The 16234-nt window shown below is 52.6% G+C and carries 14 protein-coding genes; 8 read left to right on the top strand and 6 right to left on the bottom strand.

The window, feature by feature from the left end:
- Window positions 1–46 precede the first annotated feature (46 nt).
- From gyrA to V8L70_RS05340, 7 genes are all read left to right on the top strand, one after another.
- Window positions 47–2803 carry a DNA gyrase subunit A gene (gene gyrA / locus V8L70_RS05370; protein ID WP_336269033.1) on the top strand — a complete coding sequence of 919 codons (2757 nt, stop codon included), beginning with the start codon at window positions 47–49 and terminating at the stop codon, window positions 2801–2803.
- Window positions 2787–3890, top strand: coding sequence for a 3-phosphoserine/phosphohydroxythreonine transaminase (gene serC / locus V8L70_RS05365; RefSeq protein ID WP_336269032.1), 1104 nt, complete (start codon window positions 2787–2789; stop codon window positions 3888–3890). The genes gyrA and serC overlap by 17 nt, the downstream gene beginning before the upstream one ends.
- 5 nt (window positions 3891–3895) lie before the next feature.
- Window positions 3896–4987, top strand: coding sequence for a prephenate dehydratase (pheA, locus tag V8L70_RS05360; RefSeq protein WP_008957324.1), 1092 nt, complete (start codon window positions 3896–3898; stop codon window positions 4985–4987).
- A 5-nt stretch (window positions 4988–4992) separates the two neighbouring features.
- Window positions 4993–7272 carry a bifunctional prephenate dehydrogenase/3-phosphoshikimate 1-carboxyvinyltransferase gene (locus V8L70_RS05355; RefSeq protein WP_336269046.1) on the top strand — a complete coding sequence of 760 codons (2280 nt, stop codon included), beginning with the start codon at window positions 4993–4995 and terminating at the stop codon, window positions 7270–7272.
- A complete protein-coding gene (gene cmk, locus V8L70_RS05350; protein WP_336269031.1) occupies window positions 7265–7963 on the top strand; it encodes a (d)CMP kinase in 699 nt (232 codons plus the stop codon). Before V8L70_RS05355 ends, cmk begins: the two co-directional genes overlap by 8 nt.
- Window positions 7964–8146: 183 nt before the next feature.
- The gene (gene rpsA, locus V8L70_RS05345) at window positions 8147–9826 is read left to right on the top strand and encodes a 30S ribosomal protein S1 (protein ID WP_176303578.1); all 1680 of its coding nucleotides are present in this window, start codon (window positions 8147–8149) and stop codon (window positions 9824–9826) included.
- 333 nt (window positions 9827–10159) lie between these two features.
- Window positions 10160–10534 carry a histone-like nucleoid-structuring protein, MvaT/MvaU family gene (locus V8L70_RS05340; RefSeq protein ID WP_008957328.1) on the top strand — a complete coding sequence of 125 codons (375 nt, stop codon included), beginning with the start codon at window positions 10160–10162 and terminating at the stop codon, window positions 10532–10534.
- An 84-nt stretch (window positions 10535–10618) separates the two neighbouring features.
- On the opposite strand, the gene V8L70_RS05335 is transcribed toward V8L70_RS05340, so the two are convergent.
- Window positions 10619–11452, bottom strand: coding sequence for a helix-turn-helix transcriptional regulator (locus V8L70_RS05335; protein WP_336269029.1), 834 nt, complete (start codon window positions 11450–11452; stop codon window positions 10619–10621).
- Window positions 11453–11826: 374 nt separating this feature from the next.
- Between V8L70_RS05335 and V8L70_RS05330 the strand changes: the two genes are divergently transcribed.
- Window positions 11827–12171: a hypothetical protein gene (locus V8L70_RS05330; protein WP_336269028.1), complete on the top strand. Its 345-nt coding sequence runs from the start codon at window positions 11827–11829 to the stop codon at window positions 12169–12171.
- 45 nt (window positions 12172–12216) lie between these two features.
- On the opposite strand, the gene V8L70_RS05325 is transcribed toward V8L70_RS05330, so the two are convergent.
- The 5 genes from V8L70_RS05325 to V8L70_RS05305 form a co-directional block, all read right to left on the bottom strand.
- Window positions 12217–13092, bottom strand: coding sequence for a DNA replication terminus site-binding protein (locus tag V8L70_RS05325; RefSeq protein ID WP_336269027.1), 876 nt, complete (start codon window positions 13090–13092; stop codon window positions 12217–12219).
- A gap of 50 nt (window positions 13093–13142) precedes the next feature.
- Window positions 13143–13376: a DNA gyrase inhibitor YacG gene (yacG, locus tag V8L70_RS05320; protein WP_008956862.1), complete on the bottom strand. Its 234-nt coding sequence runs from the start codon at window positions 13374–13376 to the stop codon at window positions 13143–13145.
- 33 nt (window positions 13377–13409) lie between these two features.
- A complete protein-coding gene (coaE, locus tag V8L70_RS05315) occupies window positions 13410–14012 on the bottom strand; it encodes a dephospho-CoA kinase (RefSeq protein WP_336269026.1) in 603 nt (200 codons plus the stop codon).
- A 96-nt stretch (window positions 14013–14108) separates the two neighbouring features.
- Window positions 14109–14954, bottom strand: coding sequence for a prepilin peptidase (locus tag V8L70_RS05310; RefSeq protein ID WP_336269025.1), 846 nt, complete (start codon window positions 14952–14954; stop codon window positions 14109–14111).
- 47 nt (window positions 14955–15001) lie between these two features.
- Window positions 15002–16234 (bottom strand): type II secretion system F family protein, encoded by a 1233-nt coding sequence (locus V8L70_RS05305; RefSeq protein ID WP_336269024.1) that lies wholly within the window; start codon window positions 16232–16234, stop codon window positions 15002–15004.

Genomic DNA, 16234 nt, shown 5'->3' with positions numbered 1-16234 from the left:
CTTTCAACTCTCGCAGTGCCAATGCAGTGCAAAGGATCTGACTTTCATGGGTGACATCGCCAGAGAAATCTTGCCCGTCAATATTGAAGACGAGCTCAAACAGTCGTACCTCGACTATGCGATGAGCGTCATTATCGGCCGCGCGCTTCCTGATGTGCGGGATGGCCTTAAACCAGTTCACCGGCGTGTGCTGTTTGCCATGCATGAGCTGAGTAATGACTGGAATAAACCGTACAAGAAGTCGGCGCGTGTCGTCGGCGATGTCATCGGTAAATACCATCCGCACGGCGATAGCGCGGTTTACGACACTATCGTACGTATGGCGCAGCACTTCTCGATGCGCCATGTGCTGGTCGACGGCCAAGGTAACTTCGGTTCTATTGATGGGGATAATGCGGCGGCCATGCGGTATACCGAGGTGCGCATGGCGCGCCTCTCTCATGAGCTGCTCGCTGACCTTGAGAAGGAAACCGTCGACTGGGTCGATAACTACGACGGTACAGAGCGTATTCCCGCCGTATTGCCCACTAAAGTACCCAATCTGCTGATTAACGGTTCTTCGGGTATTGCGGTCGGTATGGCGACCAATATTCCACCGCACAATATGCGTGAAGTGATTGACGGCTGTTTGGCGTTAATCGACGACTACACGCTGACGGTGGATGACTTGATGGAGTACATCCCCGGCCCTGATTTCCCCACCGGCGCGATCATTAATGGCCGTGCGGGCATTTTGTCGGCGTATCGCACAGGCCGTGGACGTATTTATGTGCGCGCTTGCCACACCATTGAGCACCACGACAAAACCGGTCGCGATCACATCATCATCACCGAGCTGCCTTATCAGGTGAACAAGGCGCGGTTGATTGAGAAGATCGCTGAGCTAGTGAAAGACAAGAAAATCGAAGGCATCGCCGAACTGCGCGATGAGTCGGACAAAGACGGCCTGCGTGTGGTGATTGAAATCAAGCGCGGTGAGTCCGGCGAAGTAGTGGTTAATAATCTGTTTGCCCAGACGCAGCTGCAAAATGTGTTCGGGATTAACATGGTGGCGCTGGAAAACGGCCAGCCACGTATCCTCAATCTTAAAGAGATGCTGGAAGCTTTTATTCGCCACCGCCGCGAAGTGGTTACTCGGCGCACGCTGTATGAGCTGAAAAAAGCCCGTGAGCGTGGCCATCTGCTGGAAGGCTTGGCGGTCGCTATCTCGAATATCGATGAAGTGATTGAGCTGATCAAAGCCTCGCCCAACGCGGCAGAAGCGCGTGAAAAGCTGCTGGCCAAAACCTGGCAGCCAGGGCAAGTGACCGCCATGTTGGATCGGGCTGGGGCGACCTCTTGCAAGCCTGAAGAACTGGAAGAGGGCTTTGGCTTAAATACTGAAGCGACTTCCTACCGGCTGTCACCTGCTCAGGCGCAGGCGATTCTTGAGCTACGCTTGCACCGCTTAACGGGTCTTGAGACAGAGAAGCTACTTGATGAATACCTCTCTATCCTCGAGAAGATCGCCGAGCTTACCGAGATTCTGGCATCTGCCGACCGCTTGATGGAAGTCATCCGCGAAGAGCTGCACGCGGTGCGTGATCAGTTTGGCGATGACCGTCGCACGGAAATTCAGGCCAGCCATCTGGATCTCTCCATTGAAGACTTGATCGCCGAAGAAGACATGGTGGTGACAGTGTCGCGCTCCGGCTACGCCAAGACACAGCCGCTGTCGGACTATCAGGCCCAGCGCCGTGGCGGCCGCGGTAAGTCTGCCACCGCAATGAAAGACGAAGACGTAATAGAGCACCTGCTGGTAGCGTCTACACACGACACCGTGCTGCTGTTCTCTAATCGCGGCAAGGTGTACTGGCTGAAAGTGTATGAAATGCCCAACGCCAGCCGTGGCTCACGCGGTAAACCGTTGGTCAATATGCTGCCGCTGGAAGAGGGTGAAGCGGTTAACGCCATCTTGCCAGTGCGCGACTACAATCCTGATAACTACATCTTCTTTGCTACGGCCAAAGGCACTGTCAAGCGGACTAGCCTTGAGCAGTTCTCCCGGCCGCGCAGCGTAGGTCTGATTGCGATTGACCTTGAAGAGGGCGACCGCTTAGTGGGTGCGGCGATTACTGCCGGTAATGACCATGCCATGCTGTTGTCGTCTAACGGCAAGGCGATTCGTTTTGAAGAGGGCAAAGCTCGCGCCATGGGACGTACTGCTCGCGGTGTGCGCGGTATGCGCCTGGCCGGTGATGCGGAAGTGATCAGTCTGATTATTCCCAAGAGCCAGCAGATCGACGCCGAAGCGGACGCCGAAAGTGAAGCGCAGGATACCAACCAAGAGAGCGTGGTGTCCGAAACGGCTGATGGCCAGATCTATATCATGACCGCCAGTGAAAATGGTTACGGCAAGCGCACGCGGCTGGAAGCGTTCCCGCTACGTGGCCGCGGTGGCCAGGGCGTGATAGCCATGCAAACCAGTGAACGTAACGGTTCGCTGGTGGCGGCGATGCAGGTTTACGACAGCGATGAAATGATGCTGATCACTGACCGCGGCACGCTGGTGCGTACCCGTGTTGAAGAGGTCTCAACCACCTCGCGTAATACCCAGGGCGTGATGTTGATTCGTCTGGGTAAAGAAGAAAAATTAGTCAAAACCGTTCGCGTTGATGAGCCCGCCGAAGTCGATCTGACCGCTCTTGAGGAAGGTGCCGAAGAGGGTGCCGAGGCTAGCCTTGATGAGCGACCTGAAGACGTTCAGGCGAGTGAATCATCCGATGACGCACAGGAACCGGGGACTGATGACACGTCATTATAATTTCTGCGCAGGGCCAGCGGCCCTGCCAGTAGCCGTACTGGAACGCGCCCGGGAAGAGTTGCTGGACTACCATGGGCGTGGCCTTTCCGTAATGGAAATGAGCCACCGTAGCGACGAGTTTGTTGCCATTGCTGAGCGTGCAGAAGCTGATTTTCGTGAGCTTCTAAGCGTGCCAGATAACTATAAAGTGCTGTTTTTGCAGGGCGGCGCCAGTATGCAATTTGCAATGCTGCCGATGAACCTGCTGGGACAGGGCGGTAGCGGCAACTTCATCCAGACCGGTATCTGGGGCAAAAAAGCGCTTAGCGAAGCAAAGCGCCTTGGTTTCGCTTGTCATGTTGCTGCAAGCAGCGAAGCTAATGGTCACATGGCGGTACCCGCGCTGGATAACATCAGCGTTAGCGATGACGCGGCCTATTTGCACTACACGTCGAACGAAACGATTGGCGGCTTGGAGTTTGACTATACACCCCATGTTCAGCGTGCCGATGGCGCTAGCGTGCCGTTGGTCTGCGATATGTCATCAAATATCCTGTCTGGGCCGATCGACGTTAGCAATTTCGGCGTGATCTACGCTGGGGCGCAGAAAAATATCGGCCCCGCAGGTTTAACGCTGGCCGTCGTTCGTGACGACTTGCTAGGCAAAGCCCAAGCCAACATTCCTTCGCTGTTTGATTACAAAATGCTGGCCGAAGCGGGTTCGATGGTGAATACACCGCCCACCTATGCCTGGTATTTGGCGGGATTGGTGTTTCAGTGGCTGAAAGATGACATTGGTGGGCTAGCCGCGATGGACGCCATTAATCAGCGCAAAGCCGATAAGCTGTATGAGGCGATTGATGACAGCGACTTTTATAGAAACCCGATTGCTAAGCACAATCGCTCGCGTATGAACGTACCGTTTGTCTTGGCCGATGCGGCGCTGGATAAAGCGTTTTTACAACAAGCCGATGCGGCGGGGCTGCTCAATTTAAAAGGCCACCGCAGCGTGGGCGGTATGCGGGCTAGCCTATATAACGCAGTGCCTGAGTCTGCGGTAGATGCGCTGATCGCATTTATGGCCGATTTCGAACAAACAAGGGGCTAAACACCATGTCCGACACGTCGATCAATCTGGATGAGCTGCGCCAGCGAATCGATCAGCTCGATAGCGATATTCTGAATCTCATCAGCGAGCGCGCCAGCTGTGCCCAGCAAGTGGCGCATGTGAAGCTGGCCGAAGATAAAGATGCGGTGTTCTACCGCCCTGAGCGAGAGGCTCAGGTGCTACGGCGCATCATGGCCTTGAATAAAGGCCCGCTTGATTCAGAAGAGATGGCGCGCCTGTTTCGCGAAATCATGTCGGCGTGTTTGGCACTTGAACAGCCGGTTAAAGTGGCTTACTTGGGCCCTGAGGGCACTTTCACTCAGCAGGCGGCGCTCAAGCACTTTGGTGAAAGTGCAGTCAGTCTGCCCATGGCGGCGATTGATGAAGTGTTTCGCGAGGTAGAGGCGGGCGCTGTGCATTACGGCGTGGTGCCGGTGGAAAACTCCACCGAGGGGGTGGTCAATCACACCCTGGACACTTTCATGGACTCCTCCATCAAAATTTGTGGCGAGGTGGTGCTGCGTATTCACCATCATCTGCTGGTCAGTGAAACGACCCGTCGCGATAAAGTCTCGCGTATCTACTCGCACCCGCAGTCGTTTGCCCAGTGTCGTAAATGGCTGGATGCTCACTATCCCCATGCGGAGCGAGTTCCGGTTTCCTCTAATGCGGAAGCGGCTAAGTTAGTCAAAACCGAGTGGCATAGTGCGGCGATTGCAGGTGATATGGCAGCCAAGCTTTATGGGCTTGAGCACATTGCCGAAAAAATTGAAGACAGCCCGGATAACTCCACGCGATTTTTGATTATTGGCAACCAGGATGTGCCCATGGCAGGAGAGGATAAAACCTCTATTGTGGTTGCCATGCGCAATCAGCCGGGTACTTTGCACGCGTTACTGGAGCCGTTCCATCGCCATCAGATTGATTTAACGCGCCTTGAAACACGTCCTTCGCGCACTGGTGTGTGGAACTACGTCTTTTTTATAGACTTTAAAGGCCATCGTGATGAGCCCAAGGTCGCGGCGGTGCTTGAAGAGGTGCAGCTGCGGGCGGCGGACTTGCGTGTGCTGGGTTCCTACCCGATAGGGGTACTGTGACGTTAATGGTTGGAAGCAGCGTAACAACATCATCTTGTCATGAGTCGCGCTTATTAATTGTTGGTCTGGGATTAATTGGTGGTTCGCTTGCGGCAGCTCTGCGCGCTTCAGGATTTAAGGGGCAGATTGTTGCCTGTGACCCTGATAAAGATGAAATTGCTCGCGGTATAGAGATGGGTCTGATCGACTCAGGTGGCACCCACCTTGCGGAGCAAGTGAGTGGCGCTACTATGGTGGTGTTGGCTGTGCCGGTGCTGGCGATGGAAAGTGTAATGACTCATTTGGCGGGTGCCCTGGCATCTGCGTCACCGAGTGTGGTCATTACTGATGTCGGTAGCACTAAAGCCACTATCCGCGCCTGCGCTGAGCGAGTATTTGGCCAAGTTCCCACCAATATGGTGTTAGGGCACCCCATCGCCGGTTCAGAGAAAAGCGGTGTGGCGGCGGCGAATCCACGCCTTTATGTGAATCATAAAGTGATACTTACGCCCGAGCCCAACGTAGATGCCGATGCCTTGCAGCGCGTCCGTAGCTTGTGGGAAGCCTGCGGTGCCGATGTGCTGGAAATGGACGTTGAGCGCCATGACCAAGTGCTGGCGCGCACTAGCCATTTACCTCATCTATTAGCATTTTCATTGGTGGATACGCTGGCTCGTCAGGATGAGCGGCTAGATATTTTCCGTTACGCAGCGGGCGGTTTTCGCGATTTTACCCGTATCGCGGGAAGCGACCCGGTAATGTGGCGGGATATTTTTATTGCCAATAAGCAGGCGGTTTTAGCATCGTTGGATGATTTTGAAGCAGGGCTTTCTCGCTTGCGTCATGCGGTAGAAACCGGTGACAGCGATGCGTTAATTGCCACCTTCGATCGGGCGAGCCATGCCCGGCACTATTTCGACTCTTTATTGAACAAAACCAGCTATCAGGCGGAATACCATATGCAACCACAAGGTAAGGTCACCTACCGTGTGCAGCCGGGCGGTCAAGCCCAGGGGCGCCTGCGCGTGCCCGGCGATAAATCCATGTCACATCGCTCTATTATGCTGGGCGCGCTGGCAGAGGGTGTTACTGAAGTAAAAGGCTTTCTGGAAGGCGAAGATAGCTTGGCGACGCTGCAGGCGTTTCGTGAAATGGGCGTGGCGATTGAAGGACCGCATCAAGGTAAAGTCACCATCCATGGCGTTGGCATGCACGGTTTAAAAGCCCCCGCGGGGCCGCTCTATGTAGGCAACTCAGGCACCGCGATGCGGTTGTTTTCAGGGCTGCTCGCAGGTCAGGCGTTTGATAGTGAGCTAACCGGCGATGAGTCGCTGACCAAGCGCCCTATGGGACGCGTGGCTGACCCGCTACGTCTAATGGGAGCCACCATTGATACGGCTGAAGGCGGCCGCCCACCGCTGAAAATTCACGGCGGCGCTAATCTAAAGGGCATTTATTACGATATGCCTATGGCCAGCGCCCAGGTGAAATCCTGCTTGCTGTTGGCGGGGCTCTACGCCGAAGGCGAAACCCGTGTACGTGAACCAGCGCCCACACGCGACCACACCGAACGTATGCTCAATGGCTTTGGTTATGCGGTTTCTCGAGAAGGTGATACCTGCTGGCTGCAGGGTGGCGGTAAGTTAACGGCTGGGCCGATCGATGTGCCTTCGGATATCTCTTCAGCAACGTTTTTCTTAGTCGCAGCGGCTATCACACCGGGTTCTGATATTACCCTTGAGCATGTAGGTATTAATCCCACCCGGATCGGCGTTATCAATATTCTGAATTTGATGGGGGCCGATTTAACGCTTGAAAATGAGCGTGAGGTAGGGGGCGAGCCGGTGGCGGATATTCGTGTTCGCTATGCGCCACTTAAAGGGATTGATATTCCCGTTGATCAAGTGCCGTTAGCGATTGATGAATTTCCTGCCCTCTTTATTGCTGCCGCCAACGCAAACGGCGTAACCCGCCTAAGAGGCGCAGAAGAGCTGCGTGTTAAAGAGTCCGATCGCCTCCAGGCAATGGCGGATGGCATGGCCATCTTGGGTGTTAAGCACACGCTACTTGATGACGGTATCGATATTACCGGCAACGGTAATGCCGAGGTGGCCAGTTATGGCGGTGGGCGTATCGATAGCCTGGGTGATCACCGTATTGCCATGGCGTTTGCGATTGCATCTCTGCGGGCGAGTGCAGAAATTGAGATTGAAGACTGCGCCAATGTGGCGACCTCTTTCCCTGATTTCGTTGAATTAGCCACGCGCATTGGCATGGGCGTTAACGTGGAGGGCGCGCATGAATGATCGCGCTTCAGCTGTTCCAGTGCTCACCATTGATGGCCCAGGCGGGGCAGGTAAAGGCACCATTAGTGGTTTAGTAGCAGAACGCCTGGGCTGGCATTTGCTGGATAGTGGCGCACTGTATCGGCTGACGGCTCAAGCAGCGGTTAAGCACAACGTAGCCGTTGACGATGAGGCGGGGCTTGCCCGCTTAGCGGAGCAATTGGATGTCGCCTTTCCAGTTGAAGATGGTCAGCCACGAACGCTACTAGAAGGTGAAGATGTTGGTCAGGTGATTCGTACCGAACAGGCTGGGGAGCGTGCCTCGCAAGTAGCAGCGCTTCCTGCTGTGCGTCAGGCATTGCTGCAGCGCCAGCGCGATTTTTGCCAAGCGCCAGGGTTGGTGGCCGATGGCCGCGATATGGGCACGGTGGTGTTTCCCGACGCCACGCTAAAGATTTTTTTGACGGCAAGTGCCGACGAACGGGCACGTCGGCGTCATCTGCAGTTGCAGGAAGCCGGGGTGAATGCTAGTCTTTCGAGTCTTTTAAAGGAGATTCAGGCACGCGATGCACGCGACACGCAACGCAGCGTGGCCCCTCTCAAGCCGGCAGATGATGCCATTACGCTTGATACCACGCGTCTGAGCATACCGGAAGTGGTTGAACGACTGACCGAACTGCTCGCCCAAAGAGGGCTGGTAAGCGGCGTGTGATTCTCCCTTGCGGCGCTTTTGGATAGGTGTCACGACGTGGCAGGGCACTAAACTCACATCGGTGAGCCCGGTCAGGTCTAACCAGCGTTAACACCCCCAAAGGCTGAGTGACATTAGGCCCGCACTTGCTGGTGGTGCGGAGAAGGCATTTATGCCTCAACAACGTAATTACGTAGGAACACCATGAGCGAAAGCTTTGCTGAGCTGTTTGAACAGTCTCTTAACGACATCAACATGGAGCCAGGCGCTATTGTCGCGGCTCAGGTTGTCGACATTGACGGTGACTGGGTTACTGTCAACGCTGGCCTAAAATCTGAAGGTCAGATTCCGGCGTCACAATTCCGCGATGAACACGGTAACCTGAACATCGCTATCGGTGACGACGTGCACGTTGCATTGGAAGCCGTTGAAGATGGCTTCGGTGAAACTCGTCTGTCCCGTGAAAAAGCCAAGCGCGCAGAAGCTTGGAAGGTTCTGGAAGCAGCCTTCGAGAAAGACGAAATCATCAAGGGCGTTATTAACGGTAAGGTTAAAGGCGGCTTCACAGTTGAAGTTGACTCTATCCGTGCCTTCTTGCCTGGCTCGTTGGTTGACGTTCGTCCGGTTCGCGACACTGCGCACCTGGAAAATAAAGAGCTGGACTTCAAAGTCATCAAGCTTGATCCGAAGCGCAACAACGTCGTGGTATCACGTCGTGCGGTTCTGGAAGCAGAGAACAGTGCCGAGCGCGAAGCGCTGCTGGCAACGCTGCAAGAAGGCCAGCAGATCAAGGGTATCGTTAAGAACCTGACAGACTACGGCGCTTTCGTAGACCTGGGTGGTGTTGACGGCTTGCTGCACATCACAGACATGGCGTGGAAGCGTATTAAGCATCCGTCCGAAATCGTTGCCGTTGGCGACGAGATCAACGTCAAGGTTCTGAAGTTTGACCGTGAGCGCAACCGCGTTTCACTGGGTCTGAAGCAGTTGGGCGAAGATCCGTGGGTCAACATTAAAGAGCGTTACCCAGAAGGCATGAAGGTACACGCAGTCGTCACTAACCTGACTGACTACGGTTGCTTTGCTGAGCTGGAAGAGGGTGTTGAAGGTCTGGTTCACGTGTCTGAAATGGACTGGACCAACAAAAACATCCATCCGTCTAAAGTCGTTCAAGTGGGCGATGATGTTGACGTCATGGTGTTGGATATCGACGAAGAGCGTCGTCGTATTTCTCTGGGCATCAAGCAGTGTACTGCTAACCCGTGGGAAACCTTCAACACTGACTACAACAAGGGCGATCGCGTTTCAGGTACCATCAAGTCGATCACTGACTTCGGTATCTTTATCGGCCTGGAAGGCGGTATCGACGGTCTGGTTCACCTGTCTGATATTTCTTGGACTGATACTGGCGAAGAAGCCGTACGCAGCTTTAAGAAAGGCGACGAAGCTGAAGCCGTTATCCTGTCTATTGATCCTGAGCGTGAGCGTATCTCGCTGGGCATCAAGCAGATGGATTCTGACCCCGTTGCTGAGTACTTGTCAGTCAATGATAAGGGCAGCATCGTAACGGGTCGTGTCATTGAAGTTGATGCTAAAGAAGCTCAAGTTGAATTGGCGACTGACGTTATTGCTGTGCTGAAAGCTTCTGAAATTAGTGCTGATCGCGTAGAAGACGCGCGTAATGTACTGAATGAAGGCGACAGTGTAGAAGCCCGTATCGTGAGTGTTGATCGCAAGAGCCGTCAGATTAACCTGTCGGTAAAAGCGAAAGACCAGGATGATACGCGTCAGAACCTGAAGAAGATGCGTGAGCAAGAGCCGGAAACTGCGGGTGGCCCGACTACAATCGGCGACCTGATCAAGCAGCAGATGGGCCAAGACTAATTATCGATTAGTTATTGGTTGATAAAAGCGCCGCCCTTATGGGCGGCGCTTTTGTTTGTAAGTGTTGAGCCTTCTAATAGATGACACATAAATTCACAAAGCAATGATGAGCTATTAGGGTTATAAAACACTTTAAATAGCAGTTGTGTTTTTAAAAAACGATTAGTAATTGAGTAAAAATCAACTAGACTGTTGTCAGTTAGTCTTTTTACAGCAATAATGTCCCAGCATTCTGAACTAGTGGGTGCCAAGGTTGTCAAGTTAGCACCTAAGCCAGTTGAACCCCTTTCAGTTGGACCCCGTTCAGTTGGATACGATACTAAAGGAACCCCGATGTCATTACTTAACGAATATATTCAAAAAGAACAGCAGCTGAAGCAGCTTCAAGAAGACCTACAGCGCTTAGAAGGCGATCAGCGCCTTAAAAGCGAGTTGGAGTTCAAGGCCAAACTTGAAGCGCTTATGACTGAGTTCGGCAAGCGTCCTAGCGACGTCATTGCTTTACTAGATCCCGCTTCTGATCAGCGCAGCGTTAAAACGACGGCTAGTGGCAATGCGCGCCGTAAGCGTCGTCTTAAAATTTATAAAAACCCTAAAACCGGGGAAGTCATCGAAACGCGTGGTGGCAATCATAAAGGTCTGCGTAGCTGGAAGGATGAGTACGGCGATGAAGCCGTCGAATCCTGGCTGGTTCGCATGGAAGATTAAGAAATTTAATAACCGGCATTTCTTTACAGAAGTGCCGGTTTTTTATTACCCCAGCTCAGCGGTGCCTCAAAGACGTTATCTTTCCTACTGACTTATAAGCGGGAGCCGAAGCTCTAAACAATGTGCTTTCCATAAGACCTGAGGCGGGTAACCGCTTACGTGGAAGCTATTCTGGCTGTAAAGCAAGTGCGCGATGGTATGCTTCAACGCATCATAAAGATCAGCTAAATCACCAAAGCGCGTACTTGAATAATAGTGGGTTGGAATGTCGACCCGCCGATAAGGCACCGGTAAGGCAATGTCTTGAGCGTTATCTGCTGGTTCAAGGTAAAGGCCTACGTCTGTGCGGTAAGAATGAAAATAATCATTATTAAGCGCACCCACTTTGGCCGATAGTATATCAGGCAGTGAAATGGTGGTTGTCGATAGGCGTAATCGCGCCTGTAAGCAGGCTAGCTGCTTGTTGTGGTAGCGTGCATCCCCTAGCCCTTTAATATGCTCGGGAGCTTGATAGAGGCGCATTAGGATCATTTGCCGGTCACTGGCTTTTTGGATGTCAGTTTTGAAGCCTGGATTAGGCATTGAACGTGACAACGTGCTTTTTAGTGATTGCCGAAAATTACGTGGCCTAAGCTGATAGCGACGCTGGAATGCGCGTGAAAAGGACGAGTGATTATGATACCCACAACGTATCGCAATTTGCGCTATATTGAGAGGCGTAAGGGCTAACAATACAGCCGCCCGTTCTAATCGTCTTTTTTCGCGGTAGGCGCTAGGCGAAATGTGAAAGCTTTGGCGAAATTGGCGCCGTACTTGGGAAGACGAATAACCAATATGGTTAGCAAGATCTTCAATACCGAGTGGCTTATCAAGTGTGTCCTGCAGCCAGATCTCAGCTCGTGTCATCGCGTTGAACATTATCTGGCCTCTCATGCGTGAATCGTACAGGTCGTGCTTATCTCGCCTGTAGTGCACTCTCCCAGTGCGTTAGTGTTTGGTAACCTAGCTGAATAGCAAATGTTCAGCATCTAGATGAGAGTTGAATCTCTGTTCAGGCTACTTGTGGCTACGTCGATGCTAAGCATCAATTTTTGAGTTACCGCTGACTGTGGTGTATTTGATAAAGTGTTTGTCACCATCGTGTGCCTAATGATGTTGCCTTTATGCTGGTAACAGGGTGGCAAAGGCAAGTTTGCTCGTTATCTTTACGCGTTTGTGCACAGTTTTTGCAAAAAAAATGCTACGTTTGTAGCCATGTCGACCATTTCAAGTAAGGTGTAAATGAAACATCGATGAAATATCAAAAGGTTCAAAAGCCGATAGATGAGCGTGAGAAGCTGCGTAAATTCCGTGAATTAGACGATGCCTTTGCGCAGGCGTTACGTCAGTTAGACGATCCTGATAGCGACTTTGATATACCGACGGGGCCGCCGGTAAGGTCGCTTGCGGCATTGGAGCAAGATGATGTAGAAACAAAGCAGAAGGAACAACAAGAAGAGCAGGAGCGTGTGTTTAAACAGCGCTTTGAAGCTTTGCTGAATGAGTATGGTATTGACCATGGCGATCTGGCCGAATTGGTCGAAACACTGCTTGGCTATGGGTTATGGCAGCAGGATCAAGTACCAGGTAGGGAGTAAGTGCTAAGTAGTTAGCACCTCTACAATATCCTACGTGTGGTAGTGCTAACGGTAGCGGTAAACGCGCAAACTCGGCAGAAATACATCTGGCTCAAGCTTTTCATCGCGCCTTCGTGCCCGTGTGCGAGTGGTGGGGGGCTGTAAAGCGGGCAGGTTTATGTGTGGCAGCCGCTGGTTATTGTCTGGCACGAAGATCGGCATGGCCGCATTCAGTGCTCGCCTTGTATGGCCATCATCGAGTGGCTCGGTAAAAAATAGATTTGCCCGCATAAGGGGAGCCTGCGTTTGCACCTGGGCGAGCACTTCGCCGCTTGGGATGCCTGCTAGTTTGCGTAGTTGAATACGGATATGCGGTGCATCGGTATCAAGCTTTAAAAGCTTTTGCTCAGCCTCTTGAACGGTCAACCGCTTTATAGAGCGACCACTGCTATACCACGCAAAGCGAACCCGTGACACGGGCGCTTGTGCGATGGGCAGTTGACGCCAACTCTGCTTGAGGTGCAGGCGGGCAAGCCCATTGCGCCGTAACGCTTCATCAACATAGGGATGGCGTTGTGGCAGGCGGCTTTTGGCGTCACTCAAGGTTTGTGGAAAAGCCTGTTTAATATGTTGCAGCAGCTCAGCAAAACTTTTTTTGGCTTGATTAACGGCGTCTATCGCTGTCAGTAATTCATCATTAGCAGCCACAATGGCAATGTAATTTCGCGTTTCGCGGCCATCCTGATCTTGTTCATGCCACATATCGAAAAGCGCTTCGCGTAGCCAGTGGCGAGAGGGTGTTGCTTGATGAAAGACCCACGATGCCGGTTGCTGCCGTTCAAAAAGCGAAACAGCGGTCTCAATCATGTCAACTAAATAGTCAAACTGCTGCTCCAGCTGAAGCAGCAGATGATAGGCCGAGGGCGATGATTGATCAGGCATTGTTGTAGCCATGTGGATTGCGGGACTTAAAACGTTGGTTGCTTGGTGCGTTATGAGAGCGGCGCATCCTTATCGGCTTGCGCCAACAGTGTTTCAATATCAGCTTCATCCATCGCCGATTCGCCCGATATACGGTGCGACTCATCGGCCCACGCACCTAAATCTAACAGTTGGCAGCGTTTGCTGCAGAAAGGCCGATAGGTGCTCTCAGGTAGCCAAGGCACGCGCTTAGCGCACTGAGGGCAACTAACTTCAAGCGGGGAATCGTTTGCAGGGCGAACCATAAAAACTCCAATTGCGTTAACAGGGGCGATATCTCAGTCGTTAAGCAGCTGACGGTAGCGTTGATCCAGCCGCACCACTTGCTCCATCATGCTGGCATGGTCACCGCTGTTATCTATCACGTCATCTGCTTGTGCTAGTCGTTGTTCGCGGGAAAGCTGGGCGGCGAGAATAGCATGCACTTGGCTTTCGCTCACCCCATCGCGTTGCTGGGTTCTCGATAATTGTAGCGCTTGTGGTACATCGACAACGACCGCTCGGTTGGCTAGCGAATTTTGGCCCGACTCAAATAGCAGCGGTGATACCAGTAGCACATAAGGCGCGCCTTGTGTTTTAAGCTGCGCTAAGTGTTGCAATAGCCGTTCTCTTATTTTGGGGTGTGTGACTGATTCTAGCCATAGTCGCTGCTCTGGATCTTTAAAAATAATATCGCGTAGGACCACGCGGTTAAGCGTGCCATCCTGATGCATGACCTGATCACCGAAGCGGTTTTTAATGGCTAATAGTGCCGGTTCGCCAGGTAGAACGATTTCTCTGGCGACATCATCAGCATCGACCGAGGCAGCACCGAGCGTTTCAAAGGCGCGCGCAACAGTCGATTTGCCCGACCCAATGCCACCGGTTAATCCGATAATCATCTGCTGCCTCACTTAGCTAGGTTTTTAATAGCTCGGTTTTTAATAGCCCAATTTCACTAGCTCAGCTTTAATAGCCAAAATAACGATAATTAAACGTTATATAAGCAGACTGAGATATAGCGCCATTAGCTCATCGCCAACTAATAACGCTACCCAACCAGCGAGGGCAAGAAAAGGTCCAAAGGGTAGCGGTTTACCACGTAAGCGAGGCGCGCAGGCCTGAGCAGTCAAACCAACTACCGCGCCAAGCCCTGCGGAAAGTATCAAGATAAGCGGTAAAAATCCCCAGCCTAACCAGGCGCCTAATGCTGCCAGCAGCTTAAAGTCGCCAAAGCCCATGCCCTCTTTACCGGTGACGAGTTTGAACAGCCAATAAAAACTCCATAGAGAAAGATAGCCCACCATCACACCAATAACGGCATCGGGGAGCATAAACGGCTGAAAGAGTAGCTGAAAAAGTAAGCCTGACCATAGCAGCGGGAGCGTAATGACATCCGGCAATAACTGGGTGCGAAAATCGATCACGGCGAGTGCTAACAGCATCAAGCAGGCCCCGTAAATAAACAATGACTCTGCAGTGAGGCCATGGAGTGCCAGTACCGCTAATGCCAGTAGGCCACCGGCCATTTCCACCAGCGGATATTGGAGGCTGATGCTCGTTTGACACTCTGCACACCGCCCGCGGCGTTTAATCCAGCCAATCAGCGGTAGGTTGTCGTGCCAGGCGATCGGGGTTTCGCAGCGAGGGCACAGAGAGCCTGGTGTGGCCAAATTGAAGCGTGGCGAGTGTTCGTCATCCAGTTCAAGCGCTGCACGCGCCTCACGGCGCCAATGGCGCATCAGCATGACCGGTAGGCGCGTGATAACAACATTAAGAAAACTGCCTAAACAGAGCCCTAAAAGTAAAACGATAAACCACACGATAAGCGGAGGGTGGTGCATGTAGCTCCTTAGGTTTCTTAAACGTAGCGTTATTGGCAGTTTGAGGCTTAGAGTGCAGACCCTAAGTCGAAGATAGGTAGATACATCGAGACAACAACGCCGCCGACCAGCACGCCCAGTACCACGATAATAACGGGCTCCATTAGCGAAGTGAGTGCATCGACTTTATTGTCGACCTCTTCTTCGTAATAATCGGCGACGCGGTTCAACATGGCATCCAGCGAGCCCGCCTCTTCGCCGATACTAACCATCTGGATCGCCAGAGGAGGGAAGCGGTTAGTCATCCGCATAGCGAAATGCAATTGCTGCCCGGTCGCCACGTCTTGGCGCGTTTGAATCACCGCGCGTTCGTATACTTTATTACCTGTGGCCCCGGCGGCAGTATCTAAGCCCTCGACTAACGGCACGCCTGAGGCAAAGGTGGTAGCTAATGTACGCGAGAAGCGAGCAATAGCAGATTTATGCATAATATCGCCGATTACCGGTAAGCGAAGCAGTAAGGCGTGCATGCGGTAAGCGACCTTAGCAGAACGCTGAATGCTAAATTTGAGCAGTAGTACCGCGCCAATCACCGCCCCCAGCGCCACAAGCCAATAGCGCTGGGCAAGCTCGGACAAATTCACGGTCATCTGGGTAAGTGCGGGAAGCTCCGCGCCGAAGCTCTGAAACATGCTTTCAAATTCAGGCACCACTTTGATTAACAAGAGCATAGTCACCGCGATGCCAATGGTCATAACGGCAGTAGGGTACCAAAGCGCTTTCTTTACCCGTGCTTTGAGCGACTCTACTTTCTCTTTATAAGTCGCAACACGATCAAGCATCTGATCGAGCGCACCTGACTGCTCACCAGCATTAACCAGATTAACAAACAGCCGGTCAAAGTGTTTGGGATGGCGGCGTAGAGCGTCGGAGAAACTAGAACCCGACGACACATCGCTCATCATATGCTGTACGAGAGCAACCATGGCGGGTTTTTTTAGGCTTTCGGCCACTACTTGCAGCGCTTGTAGTAAGGGGATGCCCGCTCGAATCATGGTGGCCATTTGGCGCGCAAAGACCATGACATCATTAGGATTAATACGACCGCTGCCGCCCAGGTTGCCCTTTTTAGAAATGCGCCGGATAACGATGTTCTGCTTGGCAAGCTCAGCCGCTACTTCAGCTTTGCTGCGGCCAATCATTTCGCCGCTTAGCGGCCTATCTTGAGGACCTTTACCTACCCATTTCCAGCGCGATAGTTTGATGGCGGGCGTTGGGCGTCGACGTGCCGTTTTAGCCAT

The sequence above is a fragment of the Vreelandella arctica genome (assembly GCF_037070215.1).
Lineage (GTDB): Bacteria > Pseudomonadota > Gammaproteobacteria > Pseudomonadales > Halomonadaceae > Vreelandella > Vreelandella arctica.
This window is presented reverse-complemented; position numbering and strand designations above follow the sequence as displayed.

What these genes read in the sequence shown, in the direction of transcription:
- gyrA (WP_336269033.1), top strand. Translation starts at nt 47, where the DNA reads ATGGGTGACATCGCCAGAGAAATCTTGCCCGTCAATATTGAAGACGAG.
- cmk (WP_336269031.1), top strand. Translation starts at nt 7,265, where the DNA reads ATGAATGATCGCGCTTCAGCTGTTCCAGTGCTCACCATTGATGGCCCA.
- pheA (WP_008957324.1), top strand. Translation starts at nt 3,896, where the DNA reads ATGTCCGACACGTCGATCAATCTGGATGAGCTGCGCCAGCGAATCGAT.
- coaE (WP_336269026.1), bottom strand. Translation starts at nt 14,012, where the DNA reads ATGATTATCGGATTAACCGGTGGCATTGGGTCGGGCAAATCGACTGTT.
- yacG (WP_008956862.1), bottom strand. Translation starts at nt 13,376, where the DNA reads ATGGTTCGCCCTGCAAACGATTCCCCGCTTGAAGTTAGTTGCCCTCAG.
- V8L70_RS05340 (WP_008957328.1), top strand. Translation starts at nt 10,160, where the DNA reads ATGTCATTACTTAACGAATATATTCAAAAAGAACAGCAGCTGAAGCAG.
- serC (WP_336269032.1), top strand. Translation starts at nt 2,787, where the DNA reads ATGACACGTCATTATAATTTCTGCGCAGGGCCAGCGGCCCTGCCAGTA.
- V8L70_RS05355 (WP_336269046.1), top strand. Translation starts at nt 4,993, where the DNA reads ATGGTTGGAAGCAGCGTAACAACATCATCTTGTCATGAGTCGCGCTTA.
- rpsA (WP_176303578.1), top strand. Translation starts at nt 8,147, where the DNA reads ATGAGCGAAAGCTTTGCTGAGCTGTTTGAACAGTCTCTTAACGACATC.
- V8L70_RS05330 (WP_336269028.1), top strand. Translation starts at nt 11,827, where the DNA reads ATGAAATATCAAAAGGTTCAAAAGCCGATAGATGAGCGTGAGAAGCTG.
- V8L70_RS05305 (WP_336269024.1), bottom strand. Translation starts at nt 16,234, where the DNA reads ATGGCTAAAACGGCACGTCGACGCCCAACGCCCGCCATCAAACTATCG.
- V8L70_RS05325 (WP_336269027.1), bottom strand. Translation starts at nt 13,092, where the DNA reads ATGCCTGATCAATCATCGCCCTCGGCCTATCATCTGCTGCTTCAGCTG.
- V8L70_RS05335 (WP_336269029.1), bottom strand. Translation starts at nt 11,452, where the DNA reads ATGTTCAACGCGATGACACGAGCTGAGATCTGGCTGCAGGACACACTT.
- V8L70_RS05310 (WP_336269025.1), bottom strand. Translation starts at nt 14,954, where the DNA reads ATGCACCACCCTCCGCTTATCGTGTGGTTTATCGTTTTACTTTTAGGG.